This is a genomic window from Sulfurimonas sp., assembly GCF_019429335.1.
Classification (GTDB): Bacteria; Campylobacterota; Campylobacteria; order Campylobacterales; family Sulfurimonadaceae; genus Sulfurimonas.
The window spans coordinates 1-22427 of sequence record NZ_JAHYJB010000008.1; the positions used below are offsets into that span (position 1 = coordinate 1).

Annotated in this window: 22 protein-coding genes; 11 read left to right on the forward strand and 11 right to left on the reverse strand. The window is 37.9% G+C overall.

Features of this window, described 5'->3' with window-relative positions:
* The first annotated feature begins 143 nt into the window (after window positions 1-143).
* From K0A91_RS04615 to K0A91_RS04665, 11 genes are all read left to right on the forward strand, one after another.
* Window positions 144-401: a hypothetical protein gene (locus K0A91_RS04615; RefSeq protein ID WP_295008601.1), complete on the forward strand. Its 258-nt coding sequence runs from the start codon at window positions 144-146 to the stop codon at window positions 399-401.
* Window positions 402-596 (forward strand): type II toxin-antitoxin system RelE/ParE family toxin, encoded by a 195-nt coding sequence (locus K0A91_RS04620; RefSeq protein WP_295008603.1) that lies wholly within the window; start codon window positions 402-404, stop codon window positions 594-596.
* Between the two features lie 82 nt (window positions 597-678).
* Window positions 679-1746, forward strand: coding sequence for a transposase (locus tag K0A91_RS04625; RefSeq protein WP_295008605.1), 1068 nt, complete (start codon window positions 679-681; stop codon window positions 1744-1746).
* 181 nt (window positions 1747-1927) lie between these two features.
* The gene (locus K0A91_RS04630) at window positions 1928-3313 is read left to right on the forward strand and encodes a cobyric acid synthase (protein ID WP_295008606.1); all 1386 of its coding nucleotides are present in this window, start codon (window positions 1928-1930) and stop codon (window positions 3311-3313) included.
* Complete coding sequence (locus K0A91_RS04635) at window positions 3306-3806, forward strand: bifunctional adenosylcobinamide kinase/adenosylcobinamide-phosphate guanylyltransferase (RefSeq protein WP_295008607.1); 501 nt, start codon at window positions 3306-3308, stop codon at window positions 3804-3806. The genes K0A91_RS04630 and K0A91_RS04635 overlap by 8 nt, the downstream gene beginning before the upstream one ends.
* Complete coding sequence (locus K0A91_RS04640; protein WP_295008608.1) at window positions 3803-4531, forward strand: adenosylcobinamide-GDP ribazoletransferase; 729 nt, start codon at window positions 3803-3805, stop codon at window positions 4529-4531. Before K0A91_RS04635 ends, K0A91_RS04640 begins: the two co-directional genes overlap by 4 nt.
* Window positions 4528-5067, forward strand: a complete 540-nt coding sequence (cobC, locus tag K0A91_RS04645; protein WP_295008609.1) for an alpha-ribazole phosphatase family protein — start codon at window positions 4528-4530, stop codon at window positions 5065-5067. The genes K0A91_RS04640 and cobC overlap by 4 nt, the downstream gene beginning before the upstream one ends.
* A gap of 33 nt (window positions 5068-5100) precedes the next feature.
* Complete coding sequence (locus K0A91_RS04650; protein WP_295008610.1) at window positions 5101-6312, forward strand: hypothetical protein; 1212 nt, start codon at window positions 5101-5103, stop codon at window positions 6310-6312.
* 14 nt (window positions 6313-6326) lie between these two features.
* Window positions 6327-7205: a mechanosensitive ion channel domain-containing protein gene (locus tag K0A91_RS04655; protein WP_295008611.1), complete on the forward strand. Its 879-nt coding sequence runs from the start codon at window positions 6327-6329 to the stop codon at window positions 7203-7205.
* Window positions 7205-8260, forward strand: a complete 1056-nt coding sequence (locus K0A91_RS04660; RefSeq protein WP_295008612.1) for a nicotinate-nucleotide--dimethylbenzimidazole phosphoribosyltransferase — start codon at window positions 7205-7207, stop codon at window positions 8258-8260. Before K0A91_RS04655 ends, K0A91_RS04660 begins: the two co-directional genes overlap by 1 nt.
* Before the next feature lie 41 nt (window positions 8261-8301).
* Window positions 8302-11313 (forward strand): EAL domain-containing protein, encoded by a 3012-nt coding sequence (locus tag K0A91_RS04665; RefSeq protein ID WP_295008613.1) that lies wholly within the window; start codon window positions 8302-8304, stop codon window positions 11311-11313.
* 6 nt (window positions 11314-11319) lie between these two features.
* Here the strand turns inward: K0A91_RS04665 and K0A91_RS04670 are convergent, their stop codons facing one another.
* The 11 genes from K0A91_RS04670 to K0A91_RS04720 form a co-directional block, all read right to left on the reverse strand.
* Window positions 11320-11526: a hypothetical protein gene (locus K0A91_RS04670; RefSeq protein WP_295008614.1), complete on the reverse strand. Its 207-nt coding sequence runs from the start codon at window positions 11524-11526 to the stop codon at window positions 11320-11322.
* Window positions 11523-13277, reverse strand: coding sequence for a Na/Pi symporter (locus K0A91_RS04675; RefSeq protein WP_295008615.1), 1755 nt, complete (start codon window positions 13275-13277; stop codon window positions 11523-11525). Before K0A91_RS04675 ends, K0A91_RS04670 begins: the two co-directional genes overlap by 4 nt.
* Window positions 13278-13429: 152 nt before the next feature.
* Window positions 13430-14431 (reverse strand): virulence protein RhuM/Fic/DOC family protein, encoded by a 1002-nt coding sequence (locus K0A91_RS04680; RefSeq protein WP_295008616.1) that lies wholly within the window; start codon window positions 14429-14431, stop codon window positions 13430-13432.
* Between the two features lie 15 nt (window positions 14432-14446).
* Window positions 14447-14638, reverse strand: a complete 192-nt coding sequence (locus tag K0A91_RS04685) for a hypothetical protein (protein WP_295008617.1) — start codon at window positions 14636-14638, stop codon at window positions 14447-14449.
* Window positions 14639-14767: 129 nt separating this feature from the next.
* On the reverse strand, window positions 14768-15994 hold the full coding sequence (locus K0A91_RS04690; protein WP_295008618.1) for a phospholipase D-like domain-containing protein: 1227 nt from the start codon (window positions 15992-15994) through the stop codon (window positions 14768-14770).
* A gap of 48 nt (window positions 15995-16042) precedes the next feature.
* Window positions 16043-16501, reverse strand: coding sequence for an FKBP-type peptidyl-prolyl cis-trans isomerase (locus K0A91_RS04695; RefSeq protein WP_295008619.1), 459 nt, complete (start codon window positions 16499-16501; stop codon window positions 16043-16045).
* 121 nt (window positions 16502-16622) lie between these two features.
* Window positions 16623-17522, reverse strand: a complete 900-nt coding sequence (locus K0A91_RS04700; RefSeq protein ID WP_295008620.1) for a DMT family transporter — start codon at window positions 17520-17522, stop codon at window positions 16623-16625.
* A 31-nt stretch (window positions 17523-17553) separates the two neighbouring features.
* The gene (locus K0A91_RS04705; RefSeq protein ID WP_295008621.1) at window positions 17554-20361 is read right to left on the reverse strand and encodes a helicase-related protein; all 2808 of its coding nucleotides are present in this window, start codon (window positions 20359-20361) and stop codon (window positions 17554-17556) included.
* A 179-nt stretch (window positions 20362-20540) separates the two neighbouring features.
* Complete coding sequence (locus K0A91_RS04710) at window positions 20541-20726, reverse strand: hypothetical protein (protein ID WP_295008622.1); 186 nt, start codon at window positions 20724-20726, stop codon at window positions 20541-20543.
* A 59-nt stretch (window positions 20727-20785) separates the two neighbouring features.
* A complete protein-coding gene (locus tag K0A91_RS04715; RefSeq protein WP_295008624.1) occupies window positions 20786-21076 on the reverse strand; it encodes a GIY-YIG nuclease family protein in 291 nt (96 codons plus the stop codon).
* A gap of 291 nt (window positions 21077-21367) precedes the next feature.
* On the reverse strand, window positions 21368-22426 hold the full coding sequence (locus tag K0A91_RS04720) for an NAD-dependent epimerase (RefSeq protein WP_295008625.1): 1059 nt from the start codon (window positions 22424-22426) through the stop codon (window positions 21368-21370).
* Window position 22427 lies beyond the last annotated feature (1 nt).

The following is a 22427-nucleotide window of genomic DNA, read 5'->3' on the forward strand; positions in this document are numbered from 1 at the left end:
TTAAACTTAAGTGTCGGTTTTTACTCCAAAGTGTCCGAATCATTTCCGACACCACTGTCCGATTAGAACCGACATCACTGTCCGAACTCAACCGACATTAGTGTCCGATTTGAACCGTTTTTTGCAAAGGGAGGGGTTTTAACATGCAAACCATCCAAATTAATAATCCGGAAGTAGAAAGCTTTATAGCTTCAAGATATGGTAATGACACGCAAAGCTTGGTCAATGATTTTATAAAATTTGTGAAGCTTTCTTTAGATGATGGCTACCCTGCGATTACAAAAGAAGAAGCAAAAAAAAGAGTTGCAAAATCACTCCAAGATATAAAAAGCGACGAAGCTGTACTACTTAGCCAAAAAGAGTATGATAAAGAGATAGATGAATTTATGAAGACTTTGTAGATGACAATTGTACGAAAAAGAGAATACTTAGATTCACTCAAAAGCATACTCTCTTACATCTCAAAAGATAGTAAAAACAAAGCTTTAACCTTCAAAAGCGAAGTAGATAACAAAATCAACAACTTAGCAAACTTTCCACATAAATTTCGACCATCCGTTCATAATGAAGATGAGAATGTTAGAGATATGATCTGATGTTACGATAATCTAAATCATTAAATTTACAAAAAGTAACATTGCAAGATTTTATAGGCATTAATAATGCTTAAAAGAGTGTATGCAACAACTACAAGATATTTACATAAACTTCACAATAAGTTCATTCGGAAAAATAGAAATGACAAAACTTTCACAACTAACAGGTCGGAGTCATGATATCTTTACAAAGTATTTACTCTTAGATAATTCTCTTGATGATGATAAAAGGCTATGGAAGTCAATAAAACCATTTCTAAGAGAGTATGAGAATGAAGAGAGTGGCTGCATTCTTATAGATGATATGCTTATGCATAAGCCATGGACAAAAGCTAATGATGTTGTTTGTTGGCACTATGACCATGTATCTCAAAAAATGGCAAAAGGTATCTTGATGCTAAACTTTCATTATACAGATGCTACAGGCATATCCATTCCATTAGGATATGAAATTATCACAAAGACAGAAGATGTTTGGAGTGAAGAGTATCAGAAATATATCAAAAAATCGCTCTTTACTAAAAACGAAATAATGCAAGATAAACTTCATGTTTTACATTTTAACAACGAGGTAAAATACAAATACATTTTATTTGATAAATGGTTTGCAAGTACCAAGAACTTGCTATTTATCGAAGAAGAACTCCAAAAGAAGTTTGTATGTCCAATAAAAAGTAATAGAAAAATAGCACTTACTTTGGAAGAAAAAAATAAAGGAAAATATGTTAATATCTCAACTATAGATATAGAGGGTGGTAGTAGTCGTTTGGTATACCTTGAGGGTTATGAAAAACCTTTAAGACTTATCAAGCAAGTAGTCAAAAACGGCGATGATGGCGAATCTACTTATTTATATCTTGTTACAAATGATATAGACTTATCTTTCGATGAAGTACTCGAAATCTACAAAAGACGGTGGAAAATAGAGGAATATCACAAATCACTCAAGCAGAATTTAAAAATAGAACACTCCCCTACAAAAGTTGAAACTTCACAAAGAAACCATATACACTTAGCCGTACTTGGCTTTATTAAATTAGAAAAACTTCGACTGAGTTACAAAATGAACCATTTTGCTATCAAGGAAAAAATCTATATTGAGGCTCTTCGGAGTGCTTATCAAAAAGTTCAGGAATTACAGGTTGCTTAGAATTGTAACATTTCTAGGAATTTATAAATTTAGATTATCGTAACATCAGTAAATAATTTATTACCGTGTAGAAAATTCATTCTATTCCAACTACCCTTAATCTATAATAACAAATATAAGTATTCAATCCAATAGAACATTATTTTAGATAAAATATAAAAAATATAAAAAAAGCTTTTAAATGAACTCACTTAGCATATTTGGCACAAGCAGCGATGCCGGAAAATCGACACTCAGTTTTGCGATAACCTATCTTCTGCACCATCGTGGCATCAGCGTAGCTCCCTTTAAAGCCCAAAACGTCTCAAATAATTCACATGTAACGGATGATAGTGGCGAGATAGCAATCCCTCAGTACTTTGCGGCAGAGGCAATAGGCCTAAAAACAACTACAAATATGAACCCTGTTTTGCTAAAGTCAGGCTCAAAAAACAGCGCTCATCTCATCATTAACGGCAAAAGTGTAGGCGAGAGGGACATGCATGCATATTACCGTGACATAAAAACACTACAACCCATCGTAAAAGAGGCATTTTTAAAGCTCAAAGATGAGTATGACGTCATTGTCGCCGAGGGGGCTGGAAGTCCTGTTGAGCTTAACCTTATGGATAAAGACCTCTCTAATATCTACGTGGCAGATGAGTTTAACACAAAGATTATCTTGATTGCGGACATTGAGCGCGGCGGAGTTTTTGCATCCATTTACGGAGTTTATAAACTGCTTCCAAAAAAACTGCGTGAAAATGTTATCGGAGCAATCGTCAATAAATTTCGAGGCGACATAACTCTTTTTGATGAGGGCAGAGTTATCATAGAGAAGAAGTTTGGCATCAAAGTTTTGGGCGTTGTGCCATACAAACCATTTAACCTCGGTTTTGAAGACAGCCAGTCTATAATGAACTACACTCAGGACAATTTAAAAGCCAAAATCAAGGTAGGCGTTATAAAACTCCCGCACATCAGCAACTTTACAGACTTTGAGCCGCTTGTTGCGGACCGTGAAGTTGCACTCTCCTTTATCTCAAATCCCGCCGAGGCTTCTGTACGTGACCTGATTGTTCTTCCAGGGAGCAAAAGAGTAGTAGAGGATTTGGCGTGGCTTCGTGAGAGAGGCTTTGAAGAGATTTTAACCTCTAAAAAACAAAAAATAGTCGCCATCTGCGGCGGTTATGAGATGATGTTTGAGCGCATCTTAGACCCAGACGGAGTGGAATCCGAACGTCAAGAGGTCAAAGGTTTAGGACGCATAAAAGGCGATGTAGTTTTTGGCAAAGAGAAGATTGTGAAAAAGGGGTGTTACTATCTCTTTGGCTACATGATAGATGGCTACGAAATACATAACGGAGTTGCTAAAAAAAGAGTTGTAAAGAAGAAAAATCTATACGCTACTTTTGTGCACGGCATTTTTGAAAACGACTCATTTAGATACAGACTATTCTCTAAAATAGATAAAAACTACGAGGGATATGACTTTAAAGAGTACAAGGCAAAAGCGATAGATGAGTTTGCAGAACATATAAATCTACATGTAGATATGGATTTTATAGAAATGGCGCTCCATGAGTAAAAAAGCACTCTTTATCGGCGGCATCAAAAGCGGAAAATCTCTAAATGCAGAGATATACACTCTCAAGAACTCTTCAAAAAAACCAATCTATCTGGCAACTACAGAGTTTATAGACGATGAGATGCAAAAACGCATCGACGCTCACAAACTCCAAAGAAGCGCTCAATTTGAAACTATCGAAGAGCCTCTGCAACTCTATAACGCAATAACAGAGTGTGATAGCTCTGTTTTAATTGAGTGTGTTAGTATCTGGATAAACAACATGCTCTACCACGGATTTGGATTTGAGGAGATGAAGAGAGAAATAGAGGAAATTTTGGCGCTTGATAAAACGGTCGTCTTTGTTCTAAACGATGTCGGATGCGGGATAATCCCAGAAAACAAGCTTGGACGTGAATTTATAGATATAAGCGGAAAATTATCTCAGCTTATCGCATCTTCTTGTGACGAGGTTTACCACACGATAGCCGGCATCTCAACGAGGATAAAATGAAAAATATTTTTAAAGGTTTCGCCCTCGCAATATCTATGTTAACAACTGTTCCTTTTTTTAAAATTCACGATTTTTACAAGGGAATAAACGGCTACGCTGTTATGTTTTACCCGCTTGTAGGCTTCGTGCTGGGCGCTGTGTTATGGGGAGTGCATGAACTTTTAAATCCGTTTGTAACATCAACTCATCTTGGCATCATCATCTTTGCTCTTTGGGTTTTGCTTACGGGGGCACTTCATCTTGATGGTTTCAGCGATACAGTGGATGGGCTTTATGCTCCTAAAGAGAGAGCCTTGGAGGTTATGAAAGACGCTCATATCGGCGGAATGGGGATGATAATAGGTGTCACTTTTCTTATCCTAAAAGCATCCTCTTTGGCGCATTTTGAACTATTCTATCTTCTGCCGCTTATTCTTATGCTCTCAAGACTAAACGCTGTTTTGGCAATCTACTTCTACCCTTACATCAGCAAAAGCGGGATGGGAACTTTGGCAAAAGAGGAGCTTACAAAATCGCAGATGCTTATAGCGCTCTTTTACTCATTTTTGATAGTTCTGCTATATAGCAAACTCCTTCTGCTTGTTAGCATTTTGTTAGTTTTGTTTGTTATTAAAAGCATATTTGTAAAGAGATACGGCGGTTTTACAGGCGATATTTACGGTTTTTGTATCGAAGTCAGCGAGCTTGTTCTTCTAAATATAGTACTCTTTGGCTTTTTTATATGAGAGTAACACTTCTTCGCCACGGTGAGGTCGATGAGAGATATAAAAACTGCTACAACGGGCACATAGACATAGGCTTATCGGAAAATGGCTCCGCTCAGGCAAAAGAGGTTGCAAAAAAGCTTGATGCAATGGAGTTTGACGCTGTTTATTGTTCTGATTTGAGACGCGCAAAAGAGACTCTTCAACACTCTCTGCATGTAGAAAATGCAATCTTTACGGATAAGCTCAGAGAGAAGTCGTGGGGAAAACATGAGGGACTTGGTTTTGATGAGATTATCGCTCAGGGCGAGGCAGAGTACATAGACTTTTTACAGTGGATAGAAGCACTTGACGGAGAGGCGCACAAAGAGTATGTAAAAAGAGTTGAGAAGTTTTTTTTCGAGTTTTTACCATCACTCAAAAAAGAGAATATCTTGATCGTTACCCATGCGGGAGTTATCCATGTTTTGCTCTCTCTTATAAACGACATAACGCTTGAAGAGGCTTTTGGCATAAAAATTGAGAACAGTTCGATAACAAGGGTTGAAATATGCTAAAATAAACCAAGATTTGAGAAACAAGGTCGAAAGATGGGCGATAAAATCAGCAGCATTCTAATCTCTCTAAAAAACAAAATTGATAAATTTAAAAAACGTATAGGCATAGTTGATAAAAAAGCGCTTATCTCTTTTGAGCTTTCCGAATTTATACAGGAGAGCGAATCTGCACTGCAAAAACTTCCAGAAACCTACAAAAATATCTATGAGTTTACACATGTGCAAGCACAGTTTTTTGTAAACAGAGAAAAAGAACTCAAAGAGATTGGAAACTCTTTTACAAACTGGACAAAAAACCGTTTTGTCGCTTGTGCAATTATTGGAGAAAAGGGATGCGGTATAACATCCATGCTTGATTATTTTTTGACCTCCATTCCGCAAATAGATACTATCAGGGGCGAACTGCACAAAAAAATATTCACTAAAGAGGAGTACTTCAGATACTTCAACTCTCTCTTGAAAACAGAGGGAATTGTGTCAAATAAAGAGCTAATCGATTTTCTTAACAATACACAAGGTGCAAAAATAATTATTTTAGAAAACATTCACCATATGTTCTTAAAAAAAATTGAAGGATTTGAGAGCATGAAGATGCTATTTGAACTTATCTCATACACTACAAAAAAAGTGTTTTGGATAGGTGTTTTAACTCCAGAGACATGGACCTACCTCAACAAAACAATCTCTATCTCAAACTACTTTACAAATGAGATATTTATGGAGCCTTTAGATAGTGATAACATAAAAGAGATAATTTCTAAGCGCAGTGAATTTGAAAATCTAAAAATAGAGTTTATCCCAAAAAATGAGAGACTTAAAAGCACTATGTTTAAGAAGCTAGGTGACGAAGATAAGCACCGTTTTTTAGAAGAAAAAATTTTTAAACAGCTGCATAAACTATCAAATGGAAACATCTCTCTTGCAATGCTCTACTGGGTAAGAGCGATTGAGAAGATTGATGAGCAAACTATCTTTGTCACAGAGATTGACGACATCGACTACTCATTTGTTAAAAATCTCTCCTCAGAAGCCCTCTTCGCACTTCAGGCGCTTATACTACATGACGGACTTGCGCTCAACGACTTCTCTATCGTGATGAACGAATCCCATGAAGAGTGCCGTAAGATGCTTATGCCGATGCTAAAAGAGGGGTTGCTCATACAGCCGCATAAAAAGTACAATATAAATCCTGCCATCTATAAGCAGATACATGACTATCTCTTATCTAAAAATTTTATCCACTAAGACGGAGCGCTAGTATGAAATTTATAACTCTCTTATTTTTTACTTTTTTTACGCAGTTACTATTCGCTGCCGATGCCTTGACAGAGGATGCCGAACCAGCAGTTGTCCCTATAGATTTTTTTGCAATATTTTCTCTCTCAAAAATTCTTTGGACGCTGCTCTTTTTTGTTATCGCTTATACATTTATAACTCTTTTAACAAAAATATTTGAGTTTTTTGCGCAAAAGAGCGCCAGAGTCAGAATCCCTATAAAAGGGTTTATTCCACTCTTTAGAATTGCACTTTGGACACTTTTTGTAATTGCAATCATAAAGATAATATACAACCCTCCAAAAGAGATTCTTCTTACTACTTTTGCCTCTGTTGCGATAGCGGTCGGTTTTGCTACGCAGGATTTGCTCAAAAATATATTCGGCGGTATTATGCTTCTTTTTGACCGCCCTTTTAAAGTCGGTGACAAGATAAAAGTTGGCGAGGATTACGGCGAGGTTATAAACATTGGACTTCGTGCAACAAGAATTGCAACTCCTCAAGACTCAGTGGTAGTAATCCCAAATATGGAGCTTATGAACACCTCCGTTTCAAATAGCAACTCTGGCGAACTATACTGTCAAGTAGTTGCAAAAGTCATGCTACCCATTGATGCGCCGATGGATAAAATCCGCAAAATCGCCATTGAAGCGGCGCAAGTTTCAAGATATGTCTATCTTAACAAACCTATAGAAGTGCTTTTTACAAACAAAATCTATCAACGCAGCTCTTTTTTAGATATGGAGATAAAGGCATATGTCATGGATATTCGTTATGAGTTTGAGTTTAAAAGCGATATGACGGAGATAGTTATAAAAGAGCTTTTTGCTCAAGGCATTATCAGCAAGGAAGATTTAGATTGATGAATACGTACAACATTTTTACAAACGAGCCTGACACTCTGCCAAGCGGCAAAGCGGACTTTTTACTAGCAGCTTCCGTTACAAAAACCTGCGAGATTGAGGGGATAACTCAAGCGGGCATCCCCGGAATGATACCGCTTACTCCTACGCTTGATGCGGAGTTTATCATAAACGAAAGAGTCTACTCTCTTGGTGAAGTTGCAGAAACTCCAACAGGCGTACCTACCCCTGCAATCATTACAAGAGCGGTACACAACCTCACACCTTTTAGCGCTATAGAGATTCTTGACTTGGGACTGCAAAGAGTGCCGCAAAATTCACCGTGCCAGCACTTTAACATTCTCCCATCTGACTCGATAGCCACGGGTGCAAATATAGACGCAAAAGCTGTTTTTGAAAAAGGGATGAGAGCGGGAAGAGCTTACGAGCTAAAAGGAAGCTATCTTATCCTCGCAGAGAGCACGCCTAGCGGAACAACAACAGCCGCGGCAACAGCCTTGGCACTCGGATATGAGTGCAGAGGCGACTTCTCTTCAAGTTTTCTAAATGTGCCGAGCAATATCAGAGACGAGACCATAAACATGGCTCTTTCTTTGATAAATAACGATATGGGCAATTTTGAAAAGCTCTCCTTTGTGAGTGACAATATGCTTATCTTCTGTGCCGGTTTTTTAATGGAAGCAACGCGGAGATTTCATGTGGTTTTAGCCGGAGGAACACAGATGGCGGCGTGCCTTTTGGTGGCGGACGCACTTAGAGAAGATGTACTGATGAGAGTAAAACATGAGAATATTACTCTTGCAACTACGCAGTGGGTGGCAGGTGATAAAAACTCGAATATTGCGCATATTTTATCACTTCTAAGCTACAAGCCGCATGCGATTTATACGACCTTTTCATTTAAAGAGGCGACAATTTCTGTTTTGAAAAAATATGACGATGGAGAGGCTAAAGAGGGCGTAGGTGCAGGCGGAGCGCTTGCTTATGCCTATACAAACGAGAGCGACAACGAAGAGATTTTAAGAGAGATTGAGCGCATTTTATATATAATGTAAATTTATATGTTAGAATTTCTCTAAAAAAAGGTTTTTTAGTTATGAAGTTGGATTTAAAATCAAAATTACTAATCTTGCTAATAATTCCCCTAATGTTCGTAATCGCTCTATCATCAACTATCCTCTATAGCCTATATAGCGAGAAAAAAAATCTAGAATATACAAAACACCATATTCTTCAAGCTGAAACATTATCCAGAGTTACCCACTATATGCAGATAGAGAGAGGTGTCACCACAGGATTGATTACAAGCTCAAATATTGATGGAAATAGCGAGCAGCTCCTAGATGCAAAGAAAAACACAGACAGGGCAATCGATGATGCGATAGCCAGAGTATCTTTGTGTGAAATATGCACAAGCAACGGTGAGGCACTAGAGCTTTTAGGAGAGATAAAATCAAGGGAAGAGGCTGATTTACTTCGCACTTCAGCGGTTTACGCAAGAGATTACTACACAAAAAAAATATCCTCTCTACACACTCTGATACAAGCAATCCCTTCGCTAATCGATGACAGAGAAAACAGAAACTACATTCAATCATACAGCTATCTCTCTTCTGCAAAAGAGGCTCTGGGCCAAAATAGAGCAATTTTAGTGGAAGTGTTTACAAATAAAGAATTTTTAAACAGCACCTTTATGGCTTTGAAGCAAAACATAAAAATATATAGTATTGATACTCAAAGTTTTATTACTGTTGCGTCAAAAAAAGTTTTATATTTTTATAATGAAATATTTAAAGGCGAAGCGGTCGAGGAGACATTTACAATAATAGATGCGGCTGTAAAAAACAGTGATTCTCTTGTAGCTACACCCTCCTATTGGTTTGAAAAATCGACAGAAACTATAAATCTGCTAAAAAAAGTAGAGGAGAAGCTTTTTAGTGAGGTAAATATTCTTATAAACGAAAAACTTGATGCCACCTCCTATAAACTAACGGCACTACTCCTGTTTTTAACTATCTCTGCGGTTGTTGTTACCTTTTTAATAGTGCTTACGGTTAGAAAAATTTTATTCTCTGCCAATGCACTAGAGAGCGAGTACGATAATTCGCTTCTTCTTTTAGAGCAGTACAAATCAACGGTTGACAGAAGCTTTATTGTCTCAAAGTCAGATGCAAATGGGATTATTACCTATGTAAATGACGAATTTTGCAATATTACCGGATATTCAAAAGACGAACTCTTAGGCAAACCGCACAATATAGTAAGACACCCAGATATGTCAAAAGAGACGTTTAAAGATTTATGGCATACTGTAAAAGATTTAAAACAGCCATGGTTTGGCAATATTAAAAACAGAAAAAAAGATGGCTCTTACTACTGGGTAAAAGCGATTATAAACCCGATAATGGACAATAACGGAAATATTGTAGAGTACATAGGCATAAGAACAGATATCACACAGCAGCAGAAAATAGCACAACACTTCCAAGAGCAGCTGATGGTATCTGTGAAAAACTTTGATTCCTCCTTGCATCTCTTAAAAGAGTATGAAAAGGCCATTGATATAAGCGCGATACTCTCAAGAACCGGTAAAGAGGGCAATATAACCTACGCCAATAACAAGTTTTTGGAAATTACAGAATACTCGCTAAATGAACTTCTTGGCAAAAGCCACAATATTTTAAAAACTGACGATACCGATGAAAAGCTCTATAAAAATCTCTGGACTACTATTACAAAAGGGAAGGTATGGCAGGGGATTCTCAAAAACAGAGCAAAATCTGGAAGAGAGTTTTGGGTAAATGTAACGATTGTACCCATTAAAGATATAGGCGGCACTATCGTCGAGTATCTCGCAATCAGAACCGATGTGACAAAAATCATGCAGCATAAAAAGGAGCTTGAAGAGTTTGCAAAAACTGACTCGCTGACTGGACATGGAAACAGATTTCAATTAAATTGCGATATTGAGAATTTGCTCAATCCCTCCATTGCTGTTTTTAACATCGACAATTTCAGACAAATCAACGATTTTTACGGGCATCAATTCGGAGATCTGGTTATCATATCTATCGCAAACAAGATATACAATCTTATTTCCAAAGAGAATAACCTCAGCTTTTACAGACTGCAGGGAGATGAGTTTGTCATATTGGCTACTAACACTCCAAAAGAGGAGTTTATATCAAAAAGCAGAACGATTTTAAACATTATAACAGAGAAGTTTAGCCTCAACAATGAGGAGATACTCCTCTCATGCAGCTGCGGAATCTCGTTTGAATACATGGAGCACCTTCTATCTAGCGCAAATATGGCGTTAAATGTGGCAAAAAAGAGTAATGTAGATTTTTTAGTCTATGATGAGTCTCTCTCGCTAAACAGCAAATATGAGAACAATATAACTTGGACAAGAAAACTCTCAAATGCACTAAAGACGGATAACATAGTCGCATACTACCAACCGATTGTAAATAACTCAGATATATCTAACAAAAAGTATGAGTGTCTTGTGAGAATGATTGACGATGGCAAAGTAATCTCTCCATTTTTCTTTCTCGATATCGCCAAGCAGACAAGACAATATTTTGATATTACTAAAACCGTAATTTATCAGGCGTTTGAGATGTTTAAAGACAAAAATATTGAATTTTCAATCAACCTCTCAATCAACGACATATTAGAAGCTAATATCTCCGACTATATACTAATGATGCTAGAAAAATACGACATCGGCTCCAAGGTTGTTTTTGAGATTGTAGAATCCGAGTATATAGAGAACGTTGATGGCGTTCTAAATTTTATAGCAGCTGTTAAAAAATATGAGTGCAAAATAGCCATAGACGACTTTGGAACAGGATACAGCAACTTTGAATATCTTATAAAACTAAAAGCCGATTATCTAAAGATAGACGGCTCTCTTATAAAAAATATGGACAGTGACCAAAACGCATTTTTAGTTGTTTCTACCATTGTAGATTTCTCAAAAAAGCTTGGCATGAAGACTATTGCAGAGTTTGTGGAGAGTGAAGCGATATTTAAAATAGTAAAAGATTTAGGGATAGACTACTCTCAGGGGTACTACTTCTCTGCACCAAAAAATATTTTATAAAATTTCCTAAACTCTATCAAGAAGTTTTTTAAGAATGTAGAGCTTCGCCTTTAAATCCTGCAACTCCTCATCGCTCTTGGCATCTTTTATCTCTTTTTTTGTCTGTTCTATCTTTTCGTAAAGCTTCTCTCTTAGTTTTTCCTTCTTCTTCTCATCGGTTATCTCACTGAAAAAAAGCTTCTCAATCCCCTCAAATACTCTATCTATCTTCATATTTGGACTCCTAAAGTTCTGATGTCTATATCTTTTATCCACAATATTGTAGCTACTTGTATCAGTTTTTGCGTCACGTCATAGGCAAATACGCTGTCGTTTATAAGCGATGTTGCCATCTTGGAGTCTATTTTATTCTCTCTTATTAGCGTATCTATTCTGCTGTTTTTAATGCTCTCAAGCGCCTTTGTATTCTCTTTTAAAAGCTCGATGGCAGAGATAACGTCAAGCTCATCATCATGCTCTTTTAGCTTCTCTATCGTGTCTATGGTTCTTGCGATGTAGAGCCTTAGGTTGTTATACTCATCTTTTACATAAGGGTTTTTTGATTTTGAGTAGTAGAGAATGTTTTTTTGCAAATCCCTCATATTTTTTATCGCCTCAATAATCATTCGCGAAGCAAGCTTTAGGTCATATACCTTGTTTTGATACTCTTCATTCATATTATCCTGCGAAAGAGTGGCATAGTGGACAATCTCGCCATAGAGTGATTTAATCTTGTTTGTGTAAAACTCGTTTATATCTGTATTTAGGGTTATGTCCGTATCTTTTACCGCGCTCTCCAAGTCGGCATTTTTTATAAACTTGTGTCTATGCAAAAACATTGAGTGAGAGATGGCTTCAATCGCGCTGTCGTAAAGACGAATGGTCTCTTTTTTTATCGACTCTATCGCCGCATCAGGTACATTTATAACCACTTTGTCGAGATAGAGCGGTTTTAGCGCATACATATTTACCTCTATAAAGAGCGTCTCCAAGTACTTCACAAGCCTGTGCGTAAATGGAGAGACGACCATAACTCCAAGAAGATTGAAAATAGTGTGAAAAAGTGCCAGCTTCATAGCGTAATCGTTATCAGCTATTCCTATTTTTGAAGCTAACAGTATCGTCAAATCGCTTAGTTGATAGAGAAAAATAACCGCTATCGTCGCGGTTGTAATGTTAAAAATAAAGTGCGCAAGAGCTACTCTTTTTCCGTTTGAGTTTGAAGATATAGCCCCGAGAACAGCAGTTATGGTCGTTCCTACATTTGCCCCGATTGAAAGTTCAAGCGCATTTATATAGACAATCTGGTTTGTAGCAAGAGCGGTGATAATAAGCGCCATTGCGGCACTGCTTGACTGCATAACTACTGTCGCAAAAATTCCAAAAGAGATGTAAATCAGAGCGCCCAAATACCCCTCGACCGCAAACTTTGAGAGTTCAAACCTGCTCTCTAAAACCTCAAATCCGTCTTTCATGTAATCAATACCTAGAAAAATAAATCCCAGTCCAAGCAGTATTTTTCCTACACCCTGATAGCTTTTGCTCTGCGAAAATCTCAGCACGACCCCAAAAATCACCATTGGCATCGCATATATCGCTATATCTATCTTTACGCCAAAAGAAGAGACTATCCAAGCAGTCGTAGTCGTTCCCAAATTAGAGCCGAAGATTACGCCGATAGCTCCTGCTAGAGTAATAAGCTCTGCACTTAAAAAAGAGATGATTATTACAGAGACCAGAGATGAACTCTGCATAATCGCCGTTGCAACAAATCCGGTTCCTATCGCCTTTGGCAGAGTATCTGTACTGACTTGCAAAGCCCTCTCAAGCACACCTCCGCTAAATAGTTTAAACCCCTCTTCCATAAAAACCATACCGACTAAAAATATAGCAACACCAGCTATGATAATCTTGTAGTCGTCGTTATAAAAGACCACAAATGCAAGGGAAAGTAAAAAAAACTGAAAATAGTACTTTTTTAACATCAGCGACCTTAGATGATATGAGTGTAATTTAACATACTACTATCTTTTGTTTTAAATTTGCTTTTTTATGTTTTTGTATTTACTAAGGTCTGAAGATATATTTTTTTCCTTCGCTATTTTTTACGTTGCAATTCTAAAAGTTGTTTATCCATCTATTCCCCCAAGATATTTACTATCAGATTTATCACGGTTTCTTTTTGTTGCGGGTCGCTTTTGGCAGTCATGAGTGAAAGTGCTACAAGAGCGTTATCATTGATTTTTAGCTCGCCGCTATTTTTATAAAGCATATTGTTTTTAGACAAAAAGAGAATAAACATAAAAGCACCGATGCGTTTGTTGCCGTCATTAAAAGGATGCCCTTTGATGATGTAGTAGAGCAGATTTGCCGCTTTCTCTTCTACGCTAGGAAGTAAATCAACACCGCCAAATGTTTGGTAGATGTTTCGCACCATACCGCCAAACTCTCCCGCTTTTTCATGTCCAAAAAGCTCGGTAGCTTCGCCTTTTTGCATAAGCTCACTTTTTAGTTGTGCGATAGCCTCTTTTGCCTCATCAAAATCCAAAACGAACTTTGCTTCTTTTGGCTCAATGTTTACATGTAAAGAGTCCTCATCATAACCTTGTAACAGTGACCAAGTACGAGAGTAGTTTAGTATTACATCCAACAGCCCTTTGGCTTCATGAAGTTCAAGCTCGCTTTGTGAGATAGTATTTTGCAGCAGTGATATAGTCTCGTTTAACTCTTTAAGCCCTTTTTGCTCCAGCCTTTTATGGTTGATAGCATAGCCGTTTACGAGATACTCTTTTAGGACTTTGGTCGCCCATACTCTAAAGCTTGTGGCTCTTTTAGAGTTTACTCTGTAACCAAGTGAGATGATCATATCTAGGTTATAAAATTCTACTTCCCGTTTAACTTCTCTTTTTCCCTCTTTTTGAACTGTTGCATTTTTTGCAACAGTTGAGTTTTTATCTAGTTCGCCCTCTTTAAAAATATTTCTTATATGCCTTGAGATAACAGACTTATCTCTATCAAAAAGCACTTCCATCTGCTTCTGACTCAGCCATACGGTATCGTTTTCAAGCGATACATCAAGCTTTATCTCTCCGTTTATATCTTTGTAGATGATTATGTCTGACTTGATTTGATTATTCATTGTTTTTTCCTTATTTCAAACTATCTTTACTATTCCACGAGAGACGAGCAAGTCTCTTACCGCTTTATTGTTAGTTACATGTTCACTTGAGATTTGACTTTTACAGCTCATATTTCGAGCTTTTACTTTGTACTTGGTAATTTCCGTTGCAAAATCTTTTGCTTTGAGCGATAGTATTGCTATGTCTGGGAACTTTTTTTCTATCATCGATGTACTCCAAAAATCAAATAATTACAAATATATTAGCAAGAAAGATAAAGAGCAAGAAAAAGTATTGCGATTTGTCATAAATTTTTTTTCATTTCTATATGCCGTACTTTAAATATTGGTATTTGTTTATTCAAGATAAAATAGAGCGTCCATAAGAGCTACTCTTCCATTCCAAGCTTTTAACTCTTCTTTATTAGTTGGTTTATCTGAATTATACCAAGGGGATTGCCTAACTGGTTCAATAATTTCATCCCAATATCTTTCATAACTTTTTGCTTTTATAATATCTCTTTTTATTCCGAAATTTTTCATTAAATTAGGTTGATTTGCCCCAGTTAAACAAAAAAACTCATCTGGTCTTTTCATTGAAAGTAATCTAGTTATAGGGCTTACTCCATAACCCCATCCAGCTTTTTCAAACTTATTATCAATATCTTTAAAAAACTTATCCGCCATTTTAAAATAGTATAAAAACTCATTATAGTTTTTAAAACTAACTTCTCCATCTAATGGCATAAGTTTAAGACTATCTGAAATATATTGTAATTGTGGATCATTAGGAGCTAACCTGCCTAAAAATGCTGGTATTGGCATTCTTCCAAATAATCTCCAATCTTTTATTCCATCGCTTATTTTATTCGCACCAGCAATATTCTTTCTTTGTATTTCTGTCATCTTTTCAAAACTATTCTGATTAAAATATTCACGAACTTTTGTTAAAAGTCTTAACCTCTCATCTAAATGGTTGCCTTTTTCTAGCAATAGAGAATAATATTCATCCCAACTCAATGATAAAATTGGTGATTTATACAAAGGATTTTGTATTACATTTGGACTAAAATCATCAAGATTTTGCTTTTGTATATTTTTTTGATTCCAAACATTTTGATAACCTTGTAAATCTTCTTTTTTAAAAATTTCAGCTTTTTTATAATAGTTATCAATTATGTTTTTAATTTCTGTAAAATTATTGCCATCTTTTGAGTTAAACATTGTCATAACTTCACTATTTTTAGATAAAGCAGATTGTGTAAAATTCGCACTTCCGCTTAAACAAATCCAATCGTTGTCATCATTCCAAAATAGATAAATTTTTGGATGAAAAATACCGTTTTCTTGTTTATAAAATCTTACCCTTTCATCATCTAAAAATTCTTTTATAAAATCAGGATGTGTCTGATAAAAGTGTAGTCCAACTGTAGAAAATTTAATTTTCTTTTTATTATCTATTAACAATTTAAAAGCCTCGCTACTAGCAGAAGCCCAAGCAACGGACATACTAATATTCTCAAATTTTGTAATACAATCACAGATATTGCGTGCAATTTCTTTAGCAGAAGATAAAATTTGCATTATTTTTCCTTGTTATTTTTTCATTTCACATACCGATGTTACCAAATATTAATGATGATGTTCCGCCTTAAGCAGCTCTTTTGCAGCCTCGTCCGAGAGCTGTTCTATCTCCAAAATCTTGCCGCTTGCTACGAGCGGGATGCCTGCTAGTTCATGATTTGCATTGAGGGTTGCGTGCTTTTTCTCTATGCTCTCAACCACATAAACCACTCCTTCCTCTTCGCCGTCAAGTTCTGCACCTACATGAATATCATCAGGCAGATCTTTGAGCAGTTCTTTTAAAACTAAAGTCTCATCATACTCTCCAAACGCTTCTGCGGGAGTGAGCGTAACATGAAAAGTATCACCTATCTTTTTTCCCTCAAGCTCATCTTCTAGCTTTTGAAAGATTTGATTATAACCGCCGTGAATATACATAAGCTCCTCACTCTCATCAATTATGTTGCCCTCTTCATCTTCAAGCTTTATAAGCATTGACACAAGTGTATTTTTTTTAATTTTATCCATAGAAAATCCTTTCATTACCTAAGTAACTCTTTTTGTTTTTTGGTAAGTTTATCGTAAACAAGCCCATAAGAGTGGTCTATTAGTTCTCTAAGAAGCGCATCATCCACATCGCCGCCGAGTGTTATGATGTTCCACTGTTTTTTGCTCTTTTCATATTAAACAAAACAACCGCCGCAAATGCCAACAGACACCCGATAATTGTAGAGAGAGCAACAACCTCACCATAGACAAACCAGCTTGAGACTATTGCCCCTATCGGGACTATAAACATAAAAACTCCAGTTCTGTGCGCTCCGACTTTTCCTGCTGAGACAAAATAGAGCGCGGTGCTGAATGTTCCCGGAATCACTCCGATAAAAATTATAGTCATCCAAAAAACAGCATCATACGCTTCAAAATCAAACGGCGCGTACGGCAGAGCAAAAAGCATATTTATAAAAGCCGTAACTCCAAAAACAACAAAAGTGTAAAACATCAAATGCGCTCTTGAAGAGGCCTTTTGCGAGATAACCGTTACAAGCGACCAGACAAAAGCGCACCCTAAAAAGTATGAGCTTTGAACATCAAAAAACCCAAATCCATCAAAAGGTATGCGAAGAAGAATCACAGCGCCCAAAACACCAATGAAGAGCGCTGTAACCTGCCTAAGCGAGACTTTTGTGCCCAAGAGGGATATAGACAACATGTAAGTAATGATTGGAGCAAGAGAGGTAACCATCGTGCCGCCGTATCCAGCTTCTCCATGGCTAAGACCTGCAAAAAAGAGGTAGTTAAAAAGCGAGGTAAGTGCTCCTGCAAGTAACATGTACAAAAATCCCACTCTATCTGTTTTAAGGGGAGTTTTTAAAAACCACACAACAGGAATTATGCTTATAAATGAGACGGCATATCGCCAAAAAGCCGCTACTTGCGCGTTTGAGTGTTCAGCCGCGACCTTGCCTGCCGTCCACGCAACACCCCAAAAAAGCATAGCTATAATCATCCACACAAAATATTTGGTACTGTTTTTTGTCTCTTCCACTATTTTTCCGTTGTGTCTTATAGTTTTTTAGCTATCTGTCTCTCGTTTTTCTATAACCTTTATTGCTTATCCCGCGTCCCGCATAGTTTTTCTTAAAACATGCCTGACAGATTCCGTATGGTGAGTTTGGCGGCAGCGGAGCATTGCACATTCTGCACTTTGTGGCAAGCTGGCTCTGCTGAAGCGAATTTTCTATAAATTTATTTAAAATCCCTCTTGATGCTCTGGCTCTGTTTGTATCGATAAAGTAGTCGCTAAAGCGGTAACTCAGCCAGAGATAGAGTGAAATCTCTTTTACCATATCCTCGGCACGGAGCAGCTCATCAGTCGTCTGCGCATAACTTCCGACAAGTGGTACGATATTGTAATGTATTGGCATCCTCTTCTCAAGTGAAGCCAGATAGCTCTCATAAGCCGCAACGATATATGGAGATTTTAGAGTTAATGGCGCACAAGCTAGATGGTACTTTGTAGCAATATCGAGATCGTAACTGTCAACCAAGATAGAGGTCTCCAGCATGTCATCAAGATTTGTTGCCATAAACGGGCCGTCAAACTCCATATTTTTTACAAAAAACATCAAAATCTCATGCAGTGACTTCTCCTCAAGAATATTACCGACAAGTTTGATATGGTCAAGATTTGCCATCACTTTAAAAGGCACTGTTATCTTTTTCGCCTCTTTATGAAAGTTCTTTTGTATAACACTCAAAACATCACCGCTCAAGGCTCCTACATAACCCTCTTCATGAAGCCCGAATCTTCCCGCGCGACCAGATATCTGATGAATTTCGCTCGGCAGAAGGCTTCTGTCATTTACTCCGTCAAACTTCTCGGCTTTTGAGAAAAGAATGGTTTTTATGGGCAGGTTCATCCCCATCGCAATAGCATCGGTAGCAACGAGTATCTGCGTCTCGCCTGCACGAAACCTTCTTGCCTCTTCACGTCTGACTTCTGGAGAGAGATTTCCGTAAACAACACTAACACTGAAATATTTGGAGAATGTTTGTTTTAACCTCAGCACGTCTTTTCGGCTAAATGCGATGATTGCCGTGCCTTCTTCCACATCTTTTTCACTAACAGGTGAGTTTAAAAGTGTTAGCGGATTTTTTCTCTCAAACTCTATTATCTCAAGCTCTTCACCCAAATACTTAGCAAGCTCTACTATCGCCTCTTTTGCGTTTGGCGAACCTGTCATTATGACCTCTTTAGCAGGCGCGCCTATAATTGCATTTGCCCATGCCCAGCCGCGGTCGCGGTCTTCTAGCATCTGTACCTCATCGATTACGCAGACATCTACATCAACGTCAAAGTTTACCATCTCGATGGTTGAGCTTATATGCGAGGCATCTTCACTGACAATCTGCTCCTCTCCGGTTATCAAAGAGGACTCAATACCGCTCTCTTTTAAATCCTCAAAACCCTCTAACGCCAAGAGTCTAAGCGGTGCAAGGTAATATCCAGTATCTGCACTCTTTAACTTCTGCATAGCCTGATATGTCTTTCCGCTGTTGGTAGGACCTATGTGAAGTGTCAATTTTCTTCTCATGTCACGTGCCAGCGGAAAAAGGTTTTTAAAATCCCTGATTGTGCGTGCGAGCAGTTCGTATCTCTGCTTTTTTGCTATCTCGTCATGGATGGAGTGTGCAAATCTTTTAACTGTCTTTCGCGCGATTTTCGGCGAGATATTCAGCGATGAGGGCAACAGGTCAAACAGAGCCTCATAAACTTTTGAGTAGAGCACCGCATGAGTCAAATGAAGCAGAGCAGCATAAGAGTTGCACTCCTTAACCAAAGAGTTTAAGTCACTTAAAAACTGCTCTTCATGCTCTTTTTTGGAGTCGTTTATCACATCGCTAAAATCTAATCCGTTGCCCTTCCATATATCTTCTAGAAGCGAATTCAGTTCAACATGCAGTTCTAAAACATATGGCTGATTTTTGTCTGAATGCGGCAGTTTTAGGCTCTGCTCAAGACGTATCAATAGCTCCTCGTCATGAAGTTCTGTCTCAACGTCTCCAAGCTCTCCTGAAATAATGCTAGAGAGAATGCTCTCTTTTATAAGCGGATAGGAAACCTTGGTTTTAGGAGGCGTTACACGAAGCGAGCTTACTATCTCTTTTTGAGTCAGATACAGATGCGGGTCACTAAGATTTGCTATAAAGTTCTCTATCTCTTTTTGCTTTAATGCAACTACACGCTCCTTCTCTTCATTTATCTCTTTAACAAGCAGCTCTTCTTCGCTGTTTTGAAGGTAGTCGTAGTCGTAAACTTTGGTATTAAGCGTCAAAATTTTGTGAAAACTCTGTCCATATAGAACATAATGGAGCGAGGCGTTGAACTCCAACGAGTCGTCGATGTCAAAAATTCCGTCAACTTTTTTCTGAACGCGCTCTTTTTTCAGATTATATCTTATGTGTCGTAGCTTTGACTCCATCTTCTCTATGGTAATTTTTTTGCTTCTAACGTCCATAAAAGCTTCGCGAAGCAGCCTAGCCTCCTCGTGGCTTACATGCAGCTCATCTATCAGTGCGTCTATCTTATCTTCTCTCTCAAGAGTTGGCTCTTTTGAAACGGGCGATTTATAAATCTTGCCCTCATGTGTAAAGAAGTTTAAAATGTCTGAGCGAAAGTGGCTATCCGCCTCACTCCACAACATTCTTGCCATCTTAATAAGCATATCTCTGCTCTGGTCGATGTCGTAGATGCCAAGAAAGCTAAAGAGCTCACTCAGCGTTTGTGTGCTTACTCTTGCAACCCCAATATCAAACGGGTCGTCGTCAAAATATTTTCTTATTTTTTGGTTTATCTTAGAGTTTTTCTTGTTTTTCTTTGCCATTTATCTTGGTCCATATCACTCAAAAGCTTTTTTTATAATCTACAAACTTTATAATGATATATAATAGCAAAATAGTGGTTACAAATGAGACTAAAATATTTGTTGTCTAGCCCAAGGAATGCTTCGCTTATAATCTTCTGCTAATTTTTTGAGAATTTGTCGTTGAGTTGCTTGAGCCATCATTCAATAAAGCTTGTCACTCTGAGTGAGCGCACTTCTCCCGTCACTCTGAGTGAGCGCACTTCTCCCGTCACTCTGAGTGAGCGCACTTCTCCCGTCACTCTGAGTGAGCGCAGCGAGTGAAGAGTCTCTGCTGAAGTCCAAGAGAGATCCTTCGCTTCGCTCAGGATGACAAAAAGGGGCACTCAGGATGACAAACACCCGTCACTCTGAGTGAGCGCAGCGAGTGAAGAGTCTCTAGCTGTTATATCAAATCTTCATACAAATCTTGCCAAGTTGCATTTTCTTTCTCAATGAGATTTATTTTTTTGCTTCTTTTCCATCCTTTTAGAACTTTTTCTCTTGTGATTGCTGTTTGCATCTCATCGCAAAGCTCAAAATAGACTAACTTTGTTACATTGTATCTTGCAGTAAAACCTTCAACGACATGATTTTTATGCTCATAAATTCTTTTAATCAAATTAGATGTAACCCCTACATACAAAACATGATTTGACTTATTAGTAAGCATATAGACAGCAGGTTGTTTTTGCATGTGTTTGCCTTTTTGAGTTTTATAAATTATAACAAAATTTTGACTTGAGCTTATGAGAGAGATCCTTCGCTTCGCTCAGGATGACAAAAAGGGGCACTCAGGATGACGAAAAGGGGCACTCAGGATGACGAAAAGGGGCACTCAGGATGACGAAAAGGGGCACTCAGGATGACGAAAAGGGGCACTCAGGATGACGAAAAGGGGCACTCTGAGTGAGCGCACTTCTCCCGTCACTCTGAGTGAGCGTAGCGAGTGAAGAGTCTCTGCCTGCCCCGTCAAATGCTCTTACATTTAGTTTCCATAAAAACTTTTGTACCAATTCACAAACTTCTCAACTCCGACATCTAAAGAAGTATCAGGTTTATATCCAAAGTCATTCATCAAGCCGCTTACATCCGCATAAGTAGAGACCACGTCGCCGTCTTGCATCTCCATAAAGTTTTTCTTCGCCTCTTTGCCCAGTGACTTTTCAAGTGTTTTTATAAAGTCTAAAAGCTGGACAGGTGCGTTGTTTCCTATGTTGTAAATTCTGTAAGGTGCAGTTGAGCGGTCGGCTGGGAGGTTTTTAGATTGCCACGCTTCGCTCGCAATGAGAGCAGTTGCCGGATTATCTATAACTTTTATAATTCCGTCTACAATGTCGTCTATGTAGGTAAAATCCCTGCTCATATTGCCGTGGTTAAATACCTTTATGGCTCTGTCGTTTAAAATTGCATCGGCAAAGAGCATGGGTGCCATGTCGGGTCTTCCCCACTCGCCATAAACTGTAAAAAATCTCAGTCCCGTTGCTTGAATGCCGTAAAGATGAGCATAAGAATGCGCCATCATCTCATTTGATTTTTTAGTAGCTGCGTAGAGGCTTACCGGGTGGTCCGTATGGTCGCATGTCTTAAAAGGGTGTGATTTGTTAAGTCCATATACTGATGAACTGCTTGCATATGCTAAGTTTTTTACACCAAAGTTTCTGCAAGCCTCCAAAATATTTAAAAATCCAACTACATTGCTTTGAATGTACGCATGCGGATTTTCTATGGAGTATCTTACACCCGCTTGCGCGGCAAGATTGCAAACTGCGTCGAACTTTTCGGTTTCAAAAAGGTTATTTATGGTTTGTGTATCTTCAAGACTAGCTTTGATAAATTTATGTTTTGGATACTTTGATGATAAGATTGCCGTGCTACGCTCACAATGACCATTTATCCCAAGTTCTGCTAATCTTGCATACTTTAGATTTACATCGTAGTAGTCGTTAATATTGTCTAATCCCACTACCTCATCGCCGCGTTCTAACAATTTTTTTGCCAAGTGGTAGCCAATAAAGCCGGCTGTTCCTGTTACTAATATCTTCAAA

Bases quoted from the DNA above. Each gene is read 5' to 3' on its own strand.
- K0A91_RS04615 (WP_295008601.1), top strand. From the start codon at position 144: ATGCAAACCATCCAAATTAATAATCCGGAAGTAGAAAGCTTTATAGCT.
- K0A91_RS04620 (WP_295008603.1), top strand. From the start codon at position 402: ATGACAATTGTACGAAAAAGAGAATACTTAGATTCACTCAAAAGCATA.
- K0A91_RS04625 (WP_295008605.1), top strand. From the start codon at position 679: ATGCAACAACTACAAGATATTTACATAAACTTCACAATAAGTTCATTC.
- K0A91_RS04630 (WP_295008606.1), top strand. From the start codon at position 1,928: ATGAACTCACTTAGCATATTTGGCACAAGCAGCGATGCCGGAAAATCG.
- K0A91_RS04635 (WP_295008607.1), top strand. From the start codon at position 3,306: ATGAGTAAAAAAGCACTCTTTATCGGCGGCATCAAAAGCGGAAAATCT.
- K0A91_RS04640 (WP_295008608.1), top strand. From the start codon at position 3,803: ATGAAAAATATTTTTAAAGGTTTCGCCCTCGCAATATCTATGTTAACA.
- cobC (WP_295008609.1), top strand. From the start codon at position 4,528: ATGAGAGTAACACTTCTTCGCCACGGTGAGGTCGATGAGAGATATAAA.
- K0A91_RS04650 (WP_295008610.1), top strand. From the start codon at position 5,101: ATGGGCGATAAAATCAGCAGCATTCTAATCTCTCTAAAAAACAAAATT.
- K0A91_RS04655 (WP_295008611.1), top strand. From the start codon at position 6,327: ATGAAATTTATAACTCTCTTATTTTTTACTTTTTTTACGCAGTTACTA.
- K0A91_RS04660 (WP_295008612.1), top strand. From the start codon at position 7,205: ATGAATACGTACAACATTTTTACAAACGAGCCTGACACTCTGCCAAGC.
- K0A91_RS04665 (WP_295008613.1), top strand. From the start codon at position 8,302: ATGAAGTTGGATTTAAAATCAAAATTACTAATCTTGCTAATAATTCCC.
- K0A91_RS04670 (WP_295008614.1), bottom strand. From the start codon at position 11,526: ATGAAGATAGATAGAGTATTTGAGGGGATTGAGAAGCTTTTTTTCAGT.
- K0A91_RS04675 (WP_295008615.1), bottom strand. From the start codon at position 13,277: ATGTTAAAAAAGTACTATTTTCAGTTTTTTTTACTTTCCCTTGCATTT.
- K0A91_RS04680 (WP_295008616.1), bottom strand. From the start codon at position 14,431: ATGAATAATCAAATCAAGTCAGACATAATCATCTACAAAGATATAAAC.
- K0A91_RS04685 (WP_295008617.1), bottom strand. From the start codon at position 14,638: ATGATAGAAAAAAAGTTCCCAGACATAGCAATACTATCGCTCAAAGCA.
- K0A91_RS04690 (WP_295008618.1), bottom strand. From the start codon at position 15,994: ATGCAAATTTTATCTTCTGCTAAAGAAATTGCACGCAATATCTGTGAT.
- K0A91_RS04695 (WP_295008619.1), bottom strand. From the start codon at position 16,501: ATGGATAAAATTAAAAAAAATACACTTGTGTCAATGCTTATAAAGCTT.
- K0A91_RS04705 (WP_295008621.1), bottom strand. From the start codon at position 20,361: ATGGCAAAGAAAAACAAGAAAAACTCTAAGATAAACCAAAAAATAAGA.
- K0A91_RS04715 (WP_295008624.1), bottom strand. From the start codon at position 21,076: ATGCAAAAACAACCTGCTGTCTATATGCTTACTAATAAGTCAAATCAT.